This window comes from Collinsella sp. TM05-37 (genome assembly GCF_003436455.1).
GTDB lineage: Bacteria > Actinomycetota > Coriobacteriia > Coriobacteriales > Coriobacteriaceae > Collinsella.
In genome coordinates this window covers 150811-168620 of the sequence record NZ_QSPN01000002.1, presented here as the reverse complement: position 1 = coordinate 168620, position 17810 = coordinate 150811, and the positions used below count along the sequence as shown (strand labels likewise).

The window sequence follows — 17810 nt, the reverse complement described above, 5'->3', positions numbered from 1 at the left end:
CATGACCACAACAGCCGCTCAGATCAACGTACGTCTCGATGCCGATCTTAAAAGAAGTGGGGACGTCGCTCTCTCCAAGGCCGGTATGACGCCGAGCCAAGCGGTGCGAGCGCTCTGGCAGCTTGCAGCGTCGCTGGCCGATCGCCCCGGTGCGCTCGAGGATATCCTGCTGCCCAGTCGTGCCCGGGCGGAACAGCGCGAGCGCGAAAAGGCCGCCAAACGTAAGCTCGAGCTTATAGATCAGGGGTCGAAGCTGTTCGCTGCCGCTTGCTGTGAGTCGGGAATCGATATGGTCAAGGCTCAGCCATCGGACGACGAAGAGCTCAAACGGAATGCCTATGCGGATCGCTATGGCGAGGAGATGAGCTGGCTCTATGAGTGAGACTCCAAAGCGCATCTTGGTTGACACCAACGTGTGGCTCGATTACTTCATTCCCTCACGACGTGGTCGTGCGGTGGCGATTGAGTTTTTACGCGATGCATGCACGGCGCAGGTGGATTTGCTGTATGCGGCGACATCGTCCAAAGACCTGTTCTATTTGATTTCAAGCGAACATAAGGCATGGTATCGGCGAGAGCATGGGTCTCTTTCCCAAGATGCCGCTGCGGCAGCGACATCGCTTGCATGGGATTGTCTTAGCGTGCTGTCGCAGCTTGCCACGCCAGCGCCCTGTGACCTGAGCGATATATGGATGGCGAGCAGGCAGCGTGAGCTCCATAGCGATTACGAAGACGATTTAATCATTGCGGCAGCGATAAGCGCTCAAGCAGATCTACTGGTCACCAGCGATGCCAAACTCTGTTCACACGCACCCGTCGCAGCAATGAACGTCGAAAACGCAAGAAAGTACTTGGCAACGCTCAAATAGCTCTAGACCTCACTGGCCGAACAAAAGTCAGCGAGGGCCCACAGATAGAGCCAACGCCAGCCAGACCCCGCAGGTTGAACAAAAGTCAGCGAGAGCCCGTCTGGTCGAGCAAGGTGCCTTGAAAGAGGAGGGCATTGGCCTTCTGGCCATGCCCGACGATTGAAAGGCAGATTGCCGTCCAGACGGGCTCGCAGCGTCGAGTGGTCCGCCGTTCGTTAGAACGGCGGAACCCTAATGTTCGATCCAGCAGCGCAGGGTCTCGCCGGCCTGCAGGTGACGCAGATTCTCCGCGGCGATGTCGACCACATTGTTGAGCGTAGCCTCCAAGTGGAACCAGCCCGAGACGTGCGGCGTGATGAGCATGTTGGGGGCATCCCACAACGGGCTTGTCTCAGGCAGCGGCTCGGGGTCGGTGACGTCGACCGCGGCGCCGGCGAGATGTCCCGACTCCAGGGCGGCAACCAGGTCGTCGGCAACCACAAGGTCGCCGCGGCCGCCGTTGGCAAAGAAGGTGCCCGGCTTCATCGCGGCAAAGAACTCGGCGTTCGCCAGGCAGCGGGTCTCGGGTGTGCTAGGCATAAAGGATGCGACGATGTCGGCCTCGGCCAGGCGCTCGGGTAGGGCGTCCATGCCGTCCATGTCCTCAAACACGATGGGGTAGACGAGCGGATGGCGCTTGATGCCGCGGACGTGTGCACCCATGCTGCGGCAGAGCGTGGCGAAGTGGCCGCCGATATCGCCCGCGCCCAGCACGAGCACATTGGCATTTTTGAGCGAAGTGACCGGCCCCAAATCCTCCCAGCGATGCTCGCGCTGCAAGTCGTGATAGCCAGGCAGACGCTTCATCATGGAAAGGACCATGGCAAACATGTGCTCGCTCACGGCCTGGCCGTAGGCGCCCACCGAGCAAGACAGTTTGGCGTCGGCTGGCACGGTGCCGGCGGCCAAGTAATCGTCATAGCCCGCGGTCTGTAGTTGCAGCAGCTGGAGGTGCTCGCATGCGGTAAGCAGGGCAGGGTCTATGTTGCCCAAGATCACGTCGGCGTTGACGACTTGTTCGCGCGTGATAGCGTCGGAGCTCGTGTAGATAAAGTCCTCGCCCGGAGCGCTCGACTCAAGAATTGCGCGATGGCGGTCGTTGACGGGCAGCAAAACCAGGATGTTCACAAGCAGTCCTCTCCGCTCAGCCTACCAAAAAGGGACAGGTTTATTTTGGCAGGTTTTATCGGGCAAAACGTTCAAATAAAACGCCGGATGCAAGACGAGCGTGCCCGTCAGCATCCGGCGCATCTACGGCTACCAGCTGAGCAGTTCGTAGCCGTCCTCGGTCACCACGAGCTGTACCTCGCACTGGGCCGAATCGCTGCCGTCCTTGGTGCGCACGCACCAACCATCGCCCTTGCTAATCTTGATGTCGGGCGCTCCGGCATTGACCATAGGCTCGATGGTAAAGACCATGCCCGGAGCCATGATGGTGTCCACATCGGGTGCCTCGGTGGTAAAGCCCACAAACGGGTCCTCGTGGAACTCCTTACCGATGCCGTGTCCGCCGTACTCGCGCACCACGCTAAAACCGGCGTCCTCGACCGTCTTTTGCACGGCCTCGGCCATGACGGAGAGCGGCAGCCATGGCTTGACGGCTGCCAGACCCGCCTCCACGCTGGCGCGGGTGACGTCGACCAGGCGCTGGCGCTCGGCCGAGACTTCGCCGATGCAGAACATACGGCTCGAGTCGCTAAAGTAGCCGTCTAGGATCGTGGAACAGTCCACGTTGATGATGTCGCCCTCGTGCAGCACGTCCGTATCGCAGGGAATGCCGTGGCAGACCACATCATTGATCGAGGTGCACACGCTCTTGGGGTAGCCCTCGTAGTTGAGGTCGGCCGGCGTGCCACCGTGCTCGACGGTGTAGTCGTAGATCATCTGGTCGATCTGGTTGGTGGTCATGCCTGCGGCGATATGCTCGCCCACATAATCGAGCACGCCCACGTTGATGGCTGCCGAGCGCTTGATGCCCTCGATATCGGCGGGAGTCTTGTAGAGCGTACGGGGCAGAACCTCCCAGCCCTCCTCCCACAGGCGCTCGAGGCGCTCGTCGAAGGCGCTATGGCATTTCTTATATTTCTTGCCGCTGCCGCACCAGCAAGCGTCGTTGCGGCCGGGCACGGGTCCTTTGTCATACATGGCTAACTTCCTTTCATCCGCAGCTAGTATAGCCCACCCACGTGTCCATAAAAGTTGCGGTGATATAGTTCCGATTTAAGCGGTTTAACAGCACAAATAGGAACTATATCACCGCAACTGATGGAGCGGGATGGCTGACACTAGCTGCTGCGTGGTTTTGCTAGTAGCTCACCTGGCAGGGGATGCCGAGGGCTTGGACGCGCGCGGCGATGGCGTCGAGCACCTCGGGCGCTGCTTTGGCAAGGCCGGCGACCGGCGTCTCGCGTGCCACCGTGTAGATGGTCGTTTCCTGCGGACGAATGCGCTCGAGCGCCGCGAGCCAGGGGGCAACGTACTCCTCGCCGGTGTTATCGAGAGACTTGCTCCGGTACTCACCGCTCAAAAACATCGTCTGGATAATGACGTGACCGTCAAAGCTTGCGAACGTCTCGATCTGGTGCTCGACGTCATAGGGGCCAACGGGCTGGTCGAGCAGCTGGATAAACGCCGGGTCGACGGTATCGAGCTTAAGAATGTTGTCGTCGACCATCATGAGCGCGTCGTGCACCTCGGGGCGGTCGGCGCGCGTGCCGTTGGAGAGCACGGCGATCTTGGAGTTTGGGGCAAGCTCGTCGCGCAGCGCGACGGCGCCGGCAATGGCCTGCGGAAACTCCGGTGCGGCGGTGGGCTCGCCGTTGCCTGCGAAGGTGATCACATCGGGGAGCTCGCCCTCGGCTGCCATCTCGCGCAGCTTTGCCTCGAGTGCATCGAGCACCACGGCAGCCGTGTTATACGGCTCGTGGCAGGGGCGCTCGGCGTTGAGGCCGTTTTCGCAGTAAATGCAGTCGAACGTGCAGATTTTGCCGCTGGCCGGCATCATGTTGACGCCGAGCGAGAGACCAAGGCGACGGCTGCGAACGGGTCCAAAGATGGGGCTGGCATTCAAAAATGTAGACATAGGCATATGCTCCTCAAGACTATTGCGCCTAAGCATAGCATCGGCTCCAAAGCGAGGTGCGGGCTCTTGCTTTACAAGTTTCGTTTTTTCACGTCGCTCATGATGCCGTGCCATGAAAAGCCTCGGGTCGGGTACAGTTAATCTGTTAACAAGTCGTAAGGCAATGCGGGACCATTCAGCCGTACTGACGTGCAATTGGATGGGCATTGATGATGGGGGCACAACATGGATTTTACGGTCGAGAATGCGGGCACCACGATTGCCTGTCGCGAATATGCCGGCCCGGATGTGTCGCCTGATACTCCTGCCTTGGTGTGCGTGCACGGCGCTTGTGTTGACGGCACATTTTTCGACGGCATCGCTTGTGAGCTCAGCCGCAACTACCGCGTAATTGCCTACGACCGCCGCGGCTGTGGTGGCAGCAGCGAAGCGGCAGACGGCAGCTATGATCTTGCCGCTCAGGCCGCCGACCTGCAGGCCGTGATCGAACACGTTGGCGCTCCGACAAATGTGCTTGCGCACAGCGCCGGTACGTTGGTGGCGCTGGAGCTTCTTCGCACTGAACCCCATCTCGTCGCCCGTGCGATTCTGCATGAGCCGGCTGTGTCGGCCGAAGGCGTCGGCATGGGCGCAGCTCCGGTTTTGCTCGATATGATTGCGGCTGGAAAGGTTTCAAGGGCGCTCCGGCTTTTCTTGGGAGCCCTCGGCGACTTGGACCCCGAGGCTCCTGGAACGACCGAGGCAGAAGCCAAGCATGCCCTGCGCAACGGCCGCAGTTTCATGGCAAACGAATACGGGATTACTATGACCTGCGTTCCCGATTGGGATAGCGTTCGCGCGTCGAAAACGGTGGCCGCCGTGCTCCTAGGCGAGCTCTCGATTGGCACGCCCCGCGAGGCTGGCACGCGAGCGGCTGCCGAATATCTCGATTGCCCTCTCGTGACGATCCCGGGCGCGCATAACGGTCTGCGCGATCGCCCGGCAGCGGCTGCCCGGGCTGTCCGTGGCATCCTGGGGCTCTAGCATCCGCAATAGCCAAAGCAGGCTTCATCCGCAAACGTTTCGGCCGTATTAACAAACGTGCTCAAAACCTCGCGTCTGCGGCTTCAATCGCGCCGTCTGCCAACTCATAAGAATGTGGCAGCATTCACGTACTTACCTGCATCGACAAGGTGTTACCCTTGTAACATTTGGAACCCACCGCTCCATGCGAAACTATCGAAAGGGCCCCATATGCTCAATACTCACGAGGTCAATCTAACCGACGAGGAGGCTGCCGTCGAGGTCGCCCGCGTCGCGAAGACCTACCCCGTGGTGCGTTTACTGTCGGCCGATCAGATTAAGAGTGAGCCTAACTGCTTGCTCGCCGGCGATCGCTGCCCTTGTCTGCGTCAGTCGAGTCTTGAGGCTTTGGCAGACTCCGATGAGGTGTCGGAGCAACTGCTCAATGATGGCACTGAGTACCGCGCCCGTCTACGCCCTCTGAAGGTCGAGGGCGAGCCTCACGTCTTGCTGATGGTGCGTCCGATTGATGAGCAAGAGGCCGCGGAAGAGGACCTTGTCTACACCGACGTGCTGACGAGCGTGCGCAATCGCCGATATTACGAGGAAAAGCTTCGCAGCGCCCGCATGAATGCCGGCGTTGCGATGATCGACGTTGATGATTTTAGGCCTTCAACGATACGTGTGGCCGTCATGCCGGCGACCTTGCGCTCGGTGCTGTGGCGACAGCCATACGCAGCGGAATCCGTTCGACTGACGAGCTTGTGCGCTATGGCTGCGACAAGTTTGTGGTTGTCATGCCCAATATTCCCTCCGATGACTTCACCCGTCGCCTGCATCAGGTGTCCGATGCCGTTCATTCCACGATTATTCCGGGCCATGAGTACGTGAGCTTGACGGCATGTGTTGGTGGCGTTCGCATTCATGGCGAGACGGTCGATGAGGGCGTTGGCCGCGCTGCTCAGTTACTGAGCCGCGCTAAGGCAAAAGCCGGTACGGTCGTGACCGATGCCGATTCCATCGAGGCCTTCCAAAGCGAAAAGCCTTTGGTGCTTATCGCCGATGACTCCGAGATGAACCGAGCCATTCTCAGCGAGATGCTCAAGGACGAGCATTGCATCCTCGAGGCCGATAACGGTCGTGTGGCGCTCGACATGGTCGACCGCTATGGCGATGAGTTGTCGCTCGTGCTGCTGGACATTGTGATGCCGGGCATAAGCGGCTTTGAGGTGCTGGCCGATCTGTCGCGCCGATCGGGTATCGATAATCTGCCTGTCATCATGATTTCGAGCGAAGATTCCGATGATGCGGTTCTGCGCGCGTACGAGCTGGGCGCCTCAGACTATATCAACCGCCCGTTTGACTCCCGTGTCGTGCGCCGCCGCGTAAGCAACACCATCCGCCTGTACGCCAAACAGCGCCGCCTGACGAACCTGCTGTCCCAACAGTACAACGAGCGCGTCAAGAACAGTCGCATGCTCATCGACATCATGGCCGGCGTCATGGAGCTTCGCAACGGCGAGAGCGGTAGGCACGTTACGAACATCGAAAAGCTGACCGAGCTGCTGCTTGGCTATCTGGTCCAGCGTAGCGGCACGATCTCCCTCGACAATGAGGAACGCTCCACGATCGCCCTGGCTTCGGCGCTGCACGATATCGGCAAGATGTCGATTGACGATGCGATCCTCAACAAGCCCGGGCGCCTCACGCCCGAGGAATTCGAGATTATGAAGACGCATACCACGATTGGCGCCAACATGCTGCTCGAGCTGGGCAGCCATCACGCCGGCAATGCGCTTATGGAATATGCGTACCAGATTGCGCGTTGGCATCACGAGCGCTGGGACGGCAAGGGTTATCCCGATGGCCTTAAGGGCGACGAAATTCCCATCGCCGCGCAGGTGGTTTCGGTGGCTGACGTGTACGATGCACTGACGAGCGTGCGCGTGTACAAGGACGCTATCCCGCACGAGGAGGCGATCCAGATGATCCTGGACGGTAAGTGCGGCACCTTTAACCCGCTGCTGCTCGATTGCCTGCTCGAGGTGCAAGACCAAATTGCCGAGACGTTGGCACGCCCCGCCGACGTCGTCGCGTTTCCCACGATTTAGTTTGACCAAAGGAGTTTTTAATCCATGATTTCCATGCGTGAGGCGTATGAGAAGATCGGCGCTAATTATGACGACGCGTGCGCTCGGCTGATGGGCGGGGAAATGCTTGCCCGCTTTGCCCTCAAGTTTTTGGATGACGAGAGCATGGGCAAGCTGGAGGCCGCCATGGCGGCAGGAGACGCCGAAGGTGCGTTTATGGCAGCGCACACGCTCAAGGGCGTGAGCCAGAACCTGGGATTCGATAATCTGTACGAGCCGGCGGTTGTGGTGACCGAAGCGCTGCGCGGCGCCGATGCCGTTGACGGCGCTCGCGAGGGAATGCATGCGCTGCAGCAGCAATATGCGGCAACGATGTCGGCCTTGCGCGAGGCGGCCGAGTAAGAGGCTGTGAGCCTTGATGACTATGAGCGTGGATAATCTCCCGTTTTAGGCCCGGTGGCGGCCTCAAAGTGGGAGATTATCCACTCTCGTTCGATACGTGTCCAAAATCCACTCTCACCCCTTCTGATTAGTGAATGGGCTATGCGCACTGGCGGGGCTTTCCGCATGCAATCCATATCGTTGTTCGATAAACTGTTCGAATAACGATAGAGTCGATGAGGGTGAGTGTATGTCCAACAGCGTTCAGCGTATGGCCAAGGCGGGCGAAAATATCAGGAAGCTTGGTTTTTGCATGGCAACCGTTTTTGCAGGGATGCTCATCGCTTTTGCCGCGTTGGTTGTTTACGTGATCTGGTATGCGGTTGCAAACGTTGTTTCTGTCGATTCTTTCGGTGTCGTGACGCTTCTCGATGGCGGGAGCATCGTTATCCCAAGCGGGCTGTGCCTGGCACTCGTCGTGGGCGTTTCGCTTGTCGTTTTGTGCGGAATCAGCCATAACATCTCTCGGGGCGTCTCGCCCTTTACCAAGGCGCATGTGCGGCTTATCCGTGTTCTCGCGCTTGCCTTTGCTGTTAACGCCGTGGTTTCGTTTGTTGGTGCCTATGAATCGGTCAATCTCACCATTGGCGGACTGGAGCTTTACATCGTGCCTCATTCCTTCGTTATTGAGATTTGCCAAGGCGCTACCTTTGATGCGGGGTCGGTTATCGGCGCAGTTGTCTGTCTGTTTATCTCGGCGATCTGGAGTTATGCCTCGCTGCTCCAAGAGCAGTCTGACGAGCTTGTGTAGGAGGAAACATGAGCTATCTCATCATCGAGCTTGAGACGCAGCTGCTTAAGACCGGAAAGACCAGCGCTGATCTGATTCGGGCGACGGGGCATACTCCGGCTAATATTTCAAAGCTAAGAAACGGAAAAATAAAAGCTATTCGCCTTAAGACGCTTCTCGAAATCTGTGATGAGCTTGATTGTCAACCGGGAGATATTATTCAGCGCGTGAGCGAGAGGGAGCTTGAGGAGCTTATTGTCGAGCGCGCGAAAAATGCCGTTAGGCAGATGCGGGATGGCGGAGGCAATGAGGCATCGCTTCCGACATCAGTCTTCGCTGTCGATTTGAGCGACGAGTAGCTTAAGGCGAACAACTAAAACGAAATATCAGCGTGAAGGGACCCGTGTCTAACACGGGTTCTTTCTTTTAGATTATCTTGACAAATAGTAGTTATCGAAAAACAATAACAACAATGAAAAACGATAAAGGGAAGAAGGAACGATATGAGCGGTTTTGCTATCAAGCGGAACGGGAGGCCAATGAACGCATCAGCGATAAAGCTATCAAAGGTGTCAAAGCGCTATGGAAAACGGCGTGTGTTGCATGACGTTTCCTTTGAGGTGAATCAATCTGAGCTTTGCGCCCTTGTTGGTGCAAACGGGGCGGGCAAAAGCACGCTTATTAAAATAGTGCTGGGCCTCTGCGAGCCATCGTCGGGGAGCGTGGAACTCTTTGGAGGCAAGTCGAAAAAAGAGCTGAGCCTGATGCGGACGCGTGTCGGCTATGTGCCAGATTCCAGCGGAGCATACCAATCCCTCAGCGCGGCTGAAAATCTTCGGATTCGATGTGCGGAATGGGGGCTTGATGAGAATTGTGAGATTCCTCGCGTTTTGAGCCTAGTTGGACTGGATGCCGATGAGAAAAAGAGCGTGAGCAGTTTTTCTCTGGGAATGAAACGGCGACTGGATATAGCTACGGCTTTGTTGGGCGACACCGACGTACTAATTTTCGATGAGCCGGCAAATGGATTGGATCCGTTGGGCATCGAGAGTATATGGGCCCTTATCGGTCGATTGAATCGAGAGCAGGGTAAGACCATGCTCATCTCTAGCCATGATTTGGATGAGTTGGCATCGGTTGCAACAAGCTGCCTGTTTATTCATGACGGCGAACTGATAAAAAAGGAATCGATGGACGTCATAAGGGATGAGGCGTCGTCCCTAAAAGAGTATTACAGGCGCTTGGTGAAGGTGGTCTCGCTATGAAGCGGGCGATCCATCCCATAAAGGCAGATATGATGCGTTTGCACAGGATATTTCCGGCGAAGTTTGGTCTTGCGCTTATGCTGGCGTTCGGCCTTCTCTTCGGCATCTTTCTAAAAAACGGAACAACGTTGCTCGCCTGTGGCAATAGCGTTTTTGGGGAGGATATTGGTTTCATCTGGAATGTAATCGATCCTTCTGCACCCGATGAGTCCCTTGTGCGCAGCGCTTTTGCCGGTACATCCCTGTTCGTTCCACTCATCGTTTGTTTGGTGCTTTTACAGGAGCATGGCTATAAAGAGGGGCACCGAATTTCTTCGGCAAGAGGTCTCAACCGCTTTTATGGGGCTCTAGCCCATGCATTTTCGTCTGCTTTAATAATTGGCGCAGCGTATAGTGCGCTTTGCCTTCTTCTTTTTGCAATAGCCATAATACGTGGAGGGCATAACTACTCGCACAACATACTAACTGTATTTTTGCCTGCAATGATAGTCAACGCCGTATTGGTGATATCGGTTGCGCTGGAGACGGTGACCATCTATCGGATAACGGGCAGCGCTGTATTGAGCGGGGCCGTGGTGATAGTCGGATTTGTCATGAGCTTGACGCTCTACGGAGCCTTCCTTCAGGCACCTATACCATCCTTGCGATGGATCTTCTTCCTTCCGGGGCCGTACCTTGGAGTCGGATGTGCCCTTGGGTATAGCGATATGGGGCAGCTGACGCTTCTGGGATATGGCGTGGCAGCCAGCTGTCTATCGGTATTGATTTACGCTCTCTTGAGCTTTCGCGCTGGGGGTGTGCTCAATGGCTCGTCAGATTAAAAGACTTCTCCAGTCAGAATTGAAGCATGTGAGCAAATGGGCGTACGCCTTAATCCTGGTAATTTATGCGTACATGGTGATATTGCAGCTTAATTCTTTCCCGATGTGGTTCTGTAGCCTCCGTGAGAACAGTTTCTTGGGCTTTTTCCCAGACCCGACGCTTCCGCTATCGGCGGAGGATGTCCTTCTATTTGGTAATGCAGAGGTTTTTCGCGGTCTGCTGTTCAACGTAGCCCCGTTGGCTCATGCATTGTTCTTTCCGTTCATTGCTGCTTGTATTGTGCCGCGCTTTGTCAGTTCGGGCTTTGTCGAGGAACCGTGGGGGCTGTCGGAGGCCCGGGGAGGGAAGCGTGTGTGCGCTATCGTTGCGCGAGCGATGCTGTCTTCTTTCGCCCTTTTGGGCGCGTTTATCCTGACGAGTGTCGTTTTGTACTGTCTTAACTGCGCGATCGTTTTGGATGCTCAGCAGTATTTCAACCTGCATGTATTTTGCTATCGACTTGTTCTTGCTGCCGCCGCCTGCCTTGCATACGTGGTTTCTTGCGTAATCGTTGTTTCCTATTTTGGGTCCGGCTTCGGTCCGATTGGCATGCTGTTGCTTGTCAACGTTGTAGCGATCTACATACAGATCGGGGCCAATTCCATGCTTCCGCTTCCAGCCTCGATGCTCATGTGGATTTGCGGCGTGACCCCGTTGGGGGACGGTCAATGCGTTTCGATTTTAATTGACTGCCTCATAAACGTAGCAAGCGTTTTTGCCATCTGCTTTACGGTCGACCGATTGTGGTCGAGATTTCTTTGATTGTTTGTGAGGGATAAACATACCGAGCGTATCAAATACAGGGGGGCGGGCACCGTGGCTGGTGTCCGCCCCCCCTGGCATGGAAGGTTTAAGCCTGTGTGATTCGCGAGCTAGCGAGCCCGCTTAACCTTGGCCGCTGCCTCGACAAACGACTTCCACAGGTCAAAGTCGGTCTCGAGCGTCTTCCACGTGTACTCAGGGTGCCATTGCACGCCCAGGCAGAACGGCTGGCCTTCGACTTCGATGCACTCGGGCACGCCGTCGGTTGCCTTGGCGACCAAGCGCGTGCTTTTACCCAGACGATCGACGCAGCAGTGGTGTGCGGAGTTGGTCTGGATCAGCCTGTGCCCGCCAACCGCGCGCTCCAGCAGCGAGCCCGGCACGACCTCGACAGGATGCACAGGGTCGTTGAGCACGTGGGTATGGCGCCACTGCGTGCGGCCCTCGCGCGCGCCCAGGCTCGGCACGTCCATGCACAGGGTGCCGCCGGTGGCGACGTTGAGCAGCTGCGTGCCGCGGCAGGTGGTAAAGAGCGGCTTTTTGGCGCGGAGTACCTCGTCGACCAGCTTAAACTCAAAACTATCGCGGATTTCGCAGCAGAGGGTGGGGTCGTAGGGTCGATCATCGCCCCAACGTTTGGGATTGACATCGGGGCCGCCGGGAATGGCGATGCCGTCGGCGATGTCGACGTAATGACGGATGACCTCAATGTCCTCGGTGATGGACATCTGCAGCGGCAGGCCGCCGGCGGCAAGGATGGCATCGACAAAGACACTTGCGATTTCCTCGTTGGGGGAGAGCGTCTCGCTTAAAAACGGCTTTGCCTCTTCCCAACGCGGCGCGACGAGGATGAGCGGGCGGTCGGCGGGATCGACGTCGACGTGCGGGGTGTATGACGATGAAGTGCGAGTTCCGATCATAGGTGTTGCTTTCGAATCTAAAGGTGACAGGGCGCATGAGAGACGTAGGACAACACTTTCAATGGATTTGTCCCACGGGGTGGCTGGCTAGTGGCCCTTAATGGAGTTGAGGAAGTCCTGGGCGCGCTTGGTCTGGGGGTGGTCGAAGAACCCGTCGGGCGTGCCGGTTTCCACGATCTGGCCATCGGCCATAAACACGACACGGTCGGCCACGCGGCGGGCAAAGTTCATCTCGTGCGTAATGACGATCATCGTCATGCCCTGCTGCGCCAAGCGCACCATGACCTCGAGCACCTCGTTAATCATCTCGGGGTCAAGGGCACTCGTGGGCTCATCGAAGAGCATGGCCTTGGGCTGCATGGCAAGAGAACGGGCGATGGCCACGCGCTGCTGCTGGCCGCCCGAGAGCTGTGCGGGCACCTTATCGGCCTGCTCGGCAACGCCTACGCGGCTCAGCAGGTCCATGGCGCGCTCGCGGGCCTCGTCCTTGGAGACGCCCAGCACGTCGACCGGTCCCAGCATGACGTTCTGCAGCACCGTCATATGTGCGAATAGGTTGAACTGCTGAAACACCATGCCCAGCTCGGCGCGCATGCGGGCAAGATCCTTGCCTTCCTGCGGCAGGGGCTCGCCCTCGATGAGAATCTCGCCCGAGTCGACGGTCTCCAAGCGGTTGATGGTGCGGCACATGGTCGACTTGCCCGAGCCCGAGGGGCCAATCACAACGACGACTTCGCCGCGGTCGACCGAGAGATTGATGTCGTTGAGGACGTGCAGATCGCCGTAGTGCTTATCGACGTGCCTGAGCTCGATCAACGGCTGATTGCCGGTGGATGAGGTGCTCTGTGCCATGGTGCTCGGCTCCTTATGACTCGAAATGGTAAAGCGTTAGCGGATGATGGTCGCGCCGGTCTTGTGCGAAACGTAGACAGCGGCCTTGTTGATCGCGACGTTGATGAGGATGTAGATGACCGCGATCACCAGATAGACTGATACGAGCGCGTCGTAGTTGGTGATGAGCACGCGGGCATTTTGCATGAGGTCGGGGTAGCTCACCACGTAGGCGACGGTGGTGTCTTTGACTACGACCACGAGCTGCGAAATCAACGACGGAATGATAAACCGAATCGCCTGGGGCAATACGATTTTAAAGGTGATTTTGGCCTTGGAGAGACCGAGCGCTTGGGCTGCCTCGACCTGACCACGCGGCACGGCGTTGACGCCGGCGCGGAAGATCTCGGCAAGTACGCCGGCTGCAGCGAGCGCGACGGGAAGCGTGAGCATCCAAAACGACGGCAGTGAAATCTTGTACTGAGGCAGCACCAAAAAGAAGAAGTAGATGAACAGCAGGCTCGGCACGCCACGGAAGAAATCGGTGAGCACGTGGCAGACCAGCTGCAGCGGCTTGATGTCGCTGGTACGGCCGAGCATGAGGGCTAAGCCCAGTACCAGCGCGATGGCGCCGGCGGTGAGCGCGACCTTTACCGTGCCCTCAAAACCGGCAAGCAGGAACTTCCAGGTGGTGAGGTGCGTAAAGAAGTACCAGTAATGGACCGAAAGCTGGCCGGTCACATAAAAGCGCTGCAGTACCAGAGCGATGAGCGCGGCCACGGCAACAAGTGAGATGGCGGTGCCGACGCGAATCTTGGCGCGCATCTTGGGGCCGGGAGCCTCGTAGAGCGCATCGCGCATGGTGAGCGCGGAGGTGGAGTGCTTGCTCATCGGAGGATCCTCACCTTCTTATCGATATAGTTGCCAATGTGGCTCACCACAAAGGCCGTGCCCAGGTAGCCGAGCGCCGAGATAAAGAACGCGGCGACGCCGCCGAGCGAGCGCGTGTTGATGTAGCTCACCACGCCGGTGAGCTCCTGCGGTTTAAGCGGCACCTGACTGCCGAGCGCGGTGGTGAGCATGACGGCGATAAAGAGGTTGGTCATGGGCAGCACGCTCGAGCGCAGCGCCTGCGGAATCACGATCTTGGCGAGGATACGGCTGAAGCTCATGCCCAGCGAGCGGGCGGCTTCCACCTGACCGACACCGACGGTGTTGATGCCGCTCATAAAGTTCTCGGAGCCAAAGGCAGAACCCAAGAGCACTGTGGCGACGATGACGCAGGTGCGGTAGGGCAGGACGACCTTGAGCGACGGCAGCGCATAGACGACGATGATGAGTAGCGCGATGCCGGGGATGTTACGGAAGACCTGGACATACAGGTCGCCAAAGACGCGCAGCGGCTTGAGCGGCGACACGCGCATCACGGTGACAGCGACAGCCAGTACCATGGCGATGGCAAACGACTCGAGCGTCATACCCCAGGTTGCTAGCAACGCGTCGATATAGTTCTGGCCATAGAGCGACCAGAGCTCGGAGAGACTCATGCGGACCTCCCGCCGGTAAGGAAAGGGGCTCCCGTGTGTACGGAAGCCCCGACAACTCAGTGAGGAAACAGTTTAGCGCAATAAAGCGCATCGCGCGTTTCCATATGGTTTCGTAGCGGCCGTTACTAGGTTCGCTGCCTAGGCGCCGATCTCGGGCAGCTCGGGAACATTGGTGTCGCCCGTACGGTCGCCGATGCAGATCTGCCACAGCTCGGTCCAGGTGCCGTCGTCCTCGATCTTCTTAAGGAAGTCGTTGACAAAGGCGACGCCGTCGGAATCGAGCGGCAGGCCGATGCCGTAGGGCTCTTTGCTGCCGAAGGACTTGCCGGCGATCTTGTACTTACCGGGTTCGCGGACCAGGGCGCTCTGCTGCATGTTGTTATCGATGACGTAGGCGTCAACGCGGCCCTGCTGGAGTGCCTGGCGGGCCTCCTCGTCGGTCTTGAACTCCTGCTGGCTGGCCTTGGGAGCGAACTCCTCCAAGATGGCGGGGCCGTTGGAGCCGGACTGGACGGCGACGTTCTTGTCGGCCAGGTCGTCGACGCTCTTGATGTCGTCGTTGTCGGCGAGCACCAGGATAGCCTGCTGGGTGTAGTAGTAGGGACCGGCAAAGGAGACGAGCTTCTTGCGCTCGTCAGTGATGGTGTAGGTGGCAAAGACAGCGTCGACCTGGCCGTTCTGCAGGACGGACTCGCGCGTGTCCGAGGTCACCTGGGTGATCTCGACCTTGTTCTCGCCCAGAATGTAGTTGGACAGGAGCTGTGCGATACCGGCGTCGAAGCCGCGGGTCTGACCGTCCTTCTCGTTGAGGAGGGAGAAGAGCGTGGAGGTCTGGACGCCACCAATCGTAAAGACGCCGGCATCCTTGACGGCCGTAGCCCAGGTGCTGGCGGCGATGGCGTCGTCATCGGCCTTGGGGCCGTCGTTGACGAGCTTGTCGAATGCCTTGGCGTCGAGCGTGGCGGAAACCTCGGTATCCTCGGAGCTCTTGGAGGAACCGGCGGAACCCTTGTCGGCCTCGGTGCTGGTGTCGGAGCAGCCGGCAAGACCAAGGCCGGCGACGGTTGCGAAGGTGGCGGCGACGAAGCCGCGGCGGTCGAGAACGACCTGCTGGGAGAGGTTCTTGCTCATGGTAGAACACCTTTCTCAATAAAATCCCTAGCGGTTGAGTAGAGTTATACCCTATCCCACTCAAATGGGTCAACACGAAATAACTCAGAAACATACTTACCTTATGGGTTATTCTACCTATCAAAGAGGGACAGGCACCTTTGTGGTGGTTCTGGCCGATGCAGCGGCATGCCTTGCTGTTTTGTCTCGATCTGTAACATCTGCAGCCATTTTTGCCGAGTAACTGTTACAGATTGAGATTTTCTCTTCAGGGGGATTCGAATGTCTCGATCTGTAACAGGTAGACGGCCAGAAGGTCTCTATCTGTTACAGATTGAGACAAAGGTCAGGGACTAAGACGTCTTGTATAGATCTGTAACAGTTAGACGGGAATTCGGGCCCTAGATGTTACAGATTGAGATAGTTGAGCTCAAAAATAAAAACTTCCGCAGGGGTGCTTCCCTTGCGGAGGTTTTTTACTCGTTGAGTAGCCTTACGGCCTCGGCGGCCATGTTCTCGACCGTCATGCCGTTCTGAGCGAGCAACTCGTTGGGGTCGTAGCGGTCGGGGAAGCCCTTGGCGATGCCAAAAGTGCGCGTGCGCACGGGCGTGCAGGCCAAGTAGCACGCGACACGCTCGCCCCAGCCACCGTCCAAGATGCCGTCCTCGAGGGTGACGACAACGCGATGCTCGGCGGCAAGGCTGTCGAGGAACTCGCGGTCAAGCTTGGTTGCAAAGCGAGGGTTGACGAGCGTGGCCTCGATGCCGTACTCGGCAGCCAAGCGATTTGCCACGTGCTCGCCCAGCTCAAAGAAGTCGCCAAGCGCGAGCACGGCCACGTCGCGGCCCTGGCGCACCACGTTGTAGCGCGCGACACCGTAATCGGCGTCCTCGGCAGGCGCCAAGTCGGGGCGGCTTACCAGGCCAATGCCGGGCACGCGAATCGCCACAGGATGCTCGCGATGGTCGAGCGACCAGCTCAGCATGGATAGATATTCCTCCATGCAGGCCGGCGCCAGGTAGCGCATGTTGGGAAGACCGCCCAGCATGGAAATATCAAAGAACGAGAGATGCGTCTCGGATGTGGTGCCAAAGATCGACGCGCCAAATACCAGGATGGTTGCGGGGGCGTCGTTGAGGCACAGGTCGTGCCACAGCTCGTCGTAGGCGCGCTGCAAAAACGTGCCGTACACACCAAAGACTGGCTTGGCGCCCGAGCGCGCAAGCGCGGTGGCAAAGGTCACGGCGTGCTCCTCGGCAATGCCCACGTCAACAAACTGCTTGCCTGCCGCGGCGCGAAGCTCGGGCGTAAAGCCCATGATGTAGGGCGTTGCGGCCGTGATGCCCACAACCTGCGGATCGCGCTCTATGGCAGCGCTCAGGGCCTCGCCCGTAATGTCGGCATAGGTGCGCGGCGCAGGCTCGCTCGGATGGCCCGGGCAGAGCTTGCGCCCAGTCGCCATGTCAAACGGACCTACATGATGCCAGCGCTCGGGGTCGCTCTGGGCTGGCTCAAAGCCCTTGCCCTTGGCGGTCGAGACGTGCAGCACGATGGGGTGATCGATATCGCGCAGCTCCTGCAGCGCGTCGACGAGGGCCAACACATCGTTGCCGGCGTCTAAATAGCGGTAGTCGAGCCCCATCGCGCGGAAAACGTTGCGCCTGCAGGTGCCGTTGCTGGCGCGCAGCTCGGCCAGATTGCGATACAGGCCACCGTGGTTCTCGGCAATGGACTGGTCGTTGTCATTGACGACGATGATCAAGTTGCTGTCGAGCTCGGCGGCATTGTTGAAGCCCTCAAACGCCAGACCGCCCGAAAGCGAACCGTCGCCAATGATGGTGATGACGTTGTACGCATCGCCCGCCAGGTCACGAGCGTGCGCCAAGCCGCAGCCCAGGCTCACCGATGTAGAGGTGTGGCCCATGGCGAACAGGTCGTGTTCGGACTCGTCGGGATTGGCAAAGCCAGAGGCCTCGCCGTAGCGTGCCGGGTCGATATAAGTGTACGCGCGCCCAGTCAGCGCCTTGTGGGCATAGGTCTGGTGCGATACGTCAAAGACAATTTTGTCGGTGGGGGAGTTAAACACGCGATGAAGCGCAACCGTAAGCTCAACGACGCCCAGGTTGGGGGCAACGTGCCCGCCGACGGCGGCGGAGCTTTCGAGGATGGCGTGGCGGATCTCGCCGCAGAGCAGCGGAAGCTCGGCGCGATCGAGAGCCTTGACGTCCTCGGGCGTTGTCGTTTGCGTAAGCAGCATCGT

At 58.4% G+C, this 17810-nt stretch carries 19 protein-coding genes; 10 read left to right on the top strand and 9 right to left on the bottom strand.

Features of this window, described 5'->3' with window-relative positions; all coding sequences use genetic code 11:
• Position 1: 1 nt before the first annotated feature.
• Both DXD48_RS02500 and DXD48_RS02495 read left to right on the top strand, forming a co-directional pair.
• Positions 2–382, top strand: a complete 381-nt coding sequence (locus DXD48_RS02500; protein ID WP_117563852.1) for a translation repressor RelB — start codon at positions 2–4, stop codon at positions 380–382.
• A complete protein-coding gene (locus tag DXD48_RS02495) occupies positions 375–869 on the top strand; it encodes a PIN domain-containing protein (RefSeq protein WP_117563851.1) in 495 nt (164 codons plus the stop codon). Before DXD48_RS02500 ends, DXD48_RS02495 begins: the two co-directional genes overlap by 8 nt.
• 231 nt (positions 870–1100) lie before the next feature.
• Here DXD48_RS02495 and DXD48_RS02490 read toward each other — a convergent pair whose 3' ends face one another.
• The 3 genes from DXD48_RS02490 to DXD48_RS02480 form a co-directional block, all read right to left on the bottom strand.
• A complete protein-coding gene (locus tag DXD48_RS02490; RefSeq protein WP_117563850.1) occupies positions 1101–2036 on the bottom strand; it encodes a D-2-hydroxyacid dehydrogenase in 936 nt (311 codons plus the stop codon).
• Positions 2037–2165: 129 nt separating this feature from the next.
• Positions 2166–3053: a type I methionyl aminopeptidase gene (gene map, locus DXD48_RS02485; protein WP_055286839.1), complete on the bottom strand. Its 888-nt coding sequence runs from the start codon at positions 3051–3053 to the stop codon at positions 2166–2168.
• A gap of 160 nt (positions 3054–3213) precedes the next feature.
• Positions 3214–3990 carry a radical SAM protein gene (locus DXD48_RS02480; RefSeq protein WP_117563849.1) on the bottom strand — a complete coding sequence of 259 codons (777 nt, stop codon included), beginning with the start codon at positions 3988–3990 and terminating at the stop codon, positions 3214–3216.
• Positions 3991–4215: 225 nt separating this feature from the next.
• On the opposite strand from DXD48_RS02480, the gene DXD48_RS02475 reads away from it, so the two are divergent.
• The 8 genes from DXD48_RS02475 to DXD48_RS02440 all read left to right on the top strand — a co-directional run bounded on the left by DXD48_RS02475 (position 4216) and on the right by DXD48_RS02440 (position 11141).
• Positions 4216–5013: an alpha/beta fold hydrolase gene (locus tag DXD48_RS02475; RefSeq protein WP_117563848.1), complete on the top strand. Its 798-nt coding sequence runs from the start codon at positions 4216–4218 to the stop codon at positions 5011–5013.
• A gap of 698 nt (positions 5014–5711) precedes the next feature.
• Positions 5712–7103 carry an HD domain-containing phosphohydrolase gene (locus DXD48_RS02470; RefSeq protein ID WP_117563847.1) on the top strand — a complete coding sequence of 464 codons (1392 nt, stop codon included), beginning with the start codon at positions 5712–5714 and terminating at the stop codon, positions 7101–7103.
• A gap of 24 nt (positions 7104–7127) precedes the next feature.
• The gene (locus DXD48_RS02465; RefSeq protein WP_199407877.1) at positions 7128–7484 is read left to right on the top strand and encodes an Hpt domain-containing protein; all 357 of its coding nucleotides are present in this window, start codon (positions 7128–7130) and stop codon (positions 7482–7484) included.
• 250 nt (positions 7485–7734) lie between these two features.
• Positions 7735–8274 carry a hypothetical protein gene (locus tag DXD48_RS02460; protein ID WP_147324130.1) on the top strand — a complete coding sequence of 180 codons (540 nt, stop codon included), beginning with the start codon at positions 7735–7737 and terminating at the stop codon, positions 8272–8274.
• A gap of 8 nt (positions 8275–8282) precedes the next feature.
• Entirely contained in the window at positions 8283–8612 is a 330-nt protein-coding gene (locus tag DXD48_RS02455) for a helix-turn-helix transcriptional regulator (protein ID WP_117563845.1), read from the top strand.
• Positions 8613–8756: 144 nt separating this feature from the next.
• Complete coding sequence (locus DXD48_RS02450; RefSeq protein WP_117563844.1) at positions 8757–9518, top strand: ABC transporter ATP-binding protein; 762 nt, start codon at positions 8757–8759, stop codon at positions 9516–9518.
• Positions 9515–10339 carry a hypothetical protein gene (locus tag DXD48_RS02445; RefSeq protein WP_117563843.1) on the top strand — a complete coding sequence of 275 codons (825 nt, stop codon included), beginning with the start codon at positions 9515–9517 and terminating at the stop codon, positions 10337–10339. Before DXD48_RS02450 ends, DXD48_RS02445 begins: the two co-directional genes overlap by 4 nt.
• Entirely contained in the window at positions 10323–11141 is an 819-nt protein-coding gene (locus tag DXD48_RS02440) for a hypothetical protein (protein WP_117563842.1), read from the top strand. The genes DXD48_RS02445 and DXD48_RS02440 overlap by 17 nt, the downstream gene beginning before the upstream one ends.
• A 110-nt stretch (positions 11142–11251) precedes the next feature.
• Here DXD48_RS02440 and DXD48_RS02435 read toward each other — a convergent pair whose 3' ends face one another.
• The 6 genes from DXD48_RS02435 to DXD48_RS02410 form a co-directional block, all read right to left on the bottom strand.
• Positions 11252–12061: a gamma-glutamyl-gamma-aminobutyrate hydrolase family protein gene (locus DXD48_RS02435; protein WP_117563841.1), complete on the bottom strand. Its 810-nt coding sequence runs from the start codon at positions 12059–12061 to the stop codon at positions 11252–11254.
• 87 nt (positions 12062–12148) lie between these two features.
• Positions 12149–12913, bottom strand: a complete 765-nt coding sequence (locus DXD48_RS02430; RefSeq protein WP_117563840.1) for an amino acid ABC transporter ATP-binding protein — start codon at positions 12911–12913, stop codon at positions 12149–12151.
• Between the two features lie 36 nt (positions 12914–12949).
• Positions 12950–13783: an amino acid ABC transporter permease gene (locus DXD48_RS02425; protein ID WP_117563839.1), complete on the bottom strand. Its 834-nt coding sequence runs from the start codon at positions 13781–13783 to the stop codon at positions 12950–12952.
• Complete coding sequence (locus DXD48_RS02420; protein WP_117563838.1) at positions 13780–14439, bottom strand: amino acid ABC transporter permease; 660 nt, start codon at positions 14437–14439, stop codon at positions 13780–13782. The genes DXD48_RS02425 and DXD48_RS02420 overlap by 4 nt, the downstream gene beginning before the upstream one ends.
• 138 nt (positions 14440–14577) lie before the next feature.
• On the bottom strand, positions 14578–15570 hold the full coding sequence (locus tag DXD48_RS02415) for a glutamate ABC transporter substrate-binding protein (protein WP_117563837.1): 993 nt from the start codon (positions 15568–15570) through the stop codon (positions 14578–14580).
• A 455-nt stretch (positions 15571–16025) separates the two neighbouring features.
• A complete protein-coding gene (locus DXD48_RS02410; RefSeq protein ID WP_117563836.1) occupies positions 16026–17807 on the bottom strand; it encodes a 1-deoxy-D-xylulose-5-phosphate synthase in 1782 nt (593 codons plus the stop codon).
• Between the last annotated feature and the right edge of the window lie 3 nt (positions 17808–17810).

Bases quoted from the DNA above. Each gene is read 5' to 3' on its own strand.
- DXD48_RS02430 (WP_117563840.1), bottom strand. From the start codon at position 12,913: ATGGCACAGAGCACCTCATCCACCGGCAATCAGCCGTTGATCGAGCTC.
- DXD48_RS02460 (WP_147324130.1), top strand. From the start codon at position 7,735: ATGGCCAAGGCGGGCGAAAATATCAGGAAGCTTGGTTTTTGCATGGCA.
- DXD48_RS02455 (WP_117563845.1), top strand. From the start codon at position 8,283: ATGAGCTATCTCATCATCGAGCTTGAGACGCAGCTGCTTAAGACCGGA.
- DXD48_RS02495 (WP_117563851.1), top strand. From the start codon at position 375: ATGAGTGAGACTCCAAAGCGCATCTTGGTTGACACCAACGTGTGGCTC.
- map (WP_055286839.1), bottom strand. From the start codon at position 3,053: ATGTATGACAAAGGACCCGTGCCCGGCCGCAACGACGCTTGCTGGTGC.
- DXD48_RS02435 (WP_117563841.1), bottom strand. From the start codon at position 12,061: ATGATCGGAACTCGCACTTCATCGTCATACACCCCGCACGTCGACGTC.
- DXD48_RS02500 (WP_117563852.1), top strand. From the start codon at position 2: ATGACCACAACAGCCGCTCAGATCAACGTACGTCTCGATGCCGATCTT.
- DXD48_RS02480 (WP_117563849.1), bottom strand. From the start codon at position 3,990: ATGTCTACATTTTTGAATGCCAGCCCCATCTTTGGACCCGTTCGCAGC.
- DXD48_RS02420 (WP_117563838.1), bottom strand. From the start codon at position 14,439: ATGAGTCTCTCCGAGCTCTGGTCGCTCTATGGCCAGAACTATATCGAC.
- DXD48_RS02450 (WP_117563844.1), top strand. From the start codon at position 8,757: ATGAGCGGTTTTGCTATCAAGCGGAACGGGAGGCCAATGAACGCATCA.
- DXD48_RS02440 (WP_117563842.1), top strand. From the start codon at position 10,323: ATGGCTCGTCAGATTAAAAGACTTCTCCAGTCAGAATTGAAGCATGTG.
- DXD48_RS02425 (WP_117563839.1), bottom strand. From the start codon at position 13,783: ATGAGCAAGCACTCCACCTCCGCGCTCACCATGCGCGATGCGCTCTAC.
- DXD48_RS02475 (WP_117563848.1), top strand. From the start codon at position 4,216: ATGGATTTTACGGTCGAGAATGCGGGCACCACGATTGCCTGTCGCGAA.
- DXD48_RS02445 (WP_117563843.1), top strand. From the start codon at position 9,515: ATGAAGCGGGCGATCCATCCCATAAAGGCAGATATGATGCGTTTGCAC.
- DXD48_RS02415 (WP_117563837.1), bottom strand. From the start codon at position 15,570: ATGAGCAAGAACCTCTCCCAGCAGGTCGTTCTCGACCGCCGCGGCTTC.
- DXD48_RS02465 (WP_199407877.1), top strand. From the start codon at position 7,128: ATGATTTCCATGCGTGAGGCGTATGAGAAGATCGGCGCTAATTATGAC.
- DXD48_RS02410 (WP_117563836.1), bottom strand. From the start codon at position 17,807: ATGCTGCTTACGCAAACGACAACGCCCGAGGACGTCAAGGCTCTCGAT.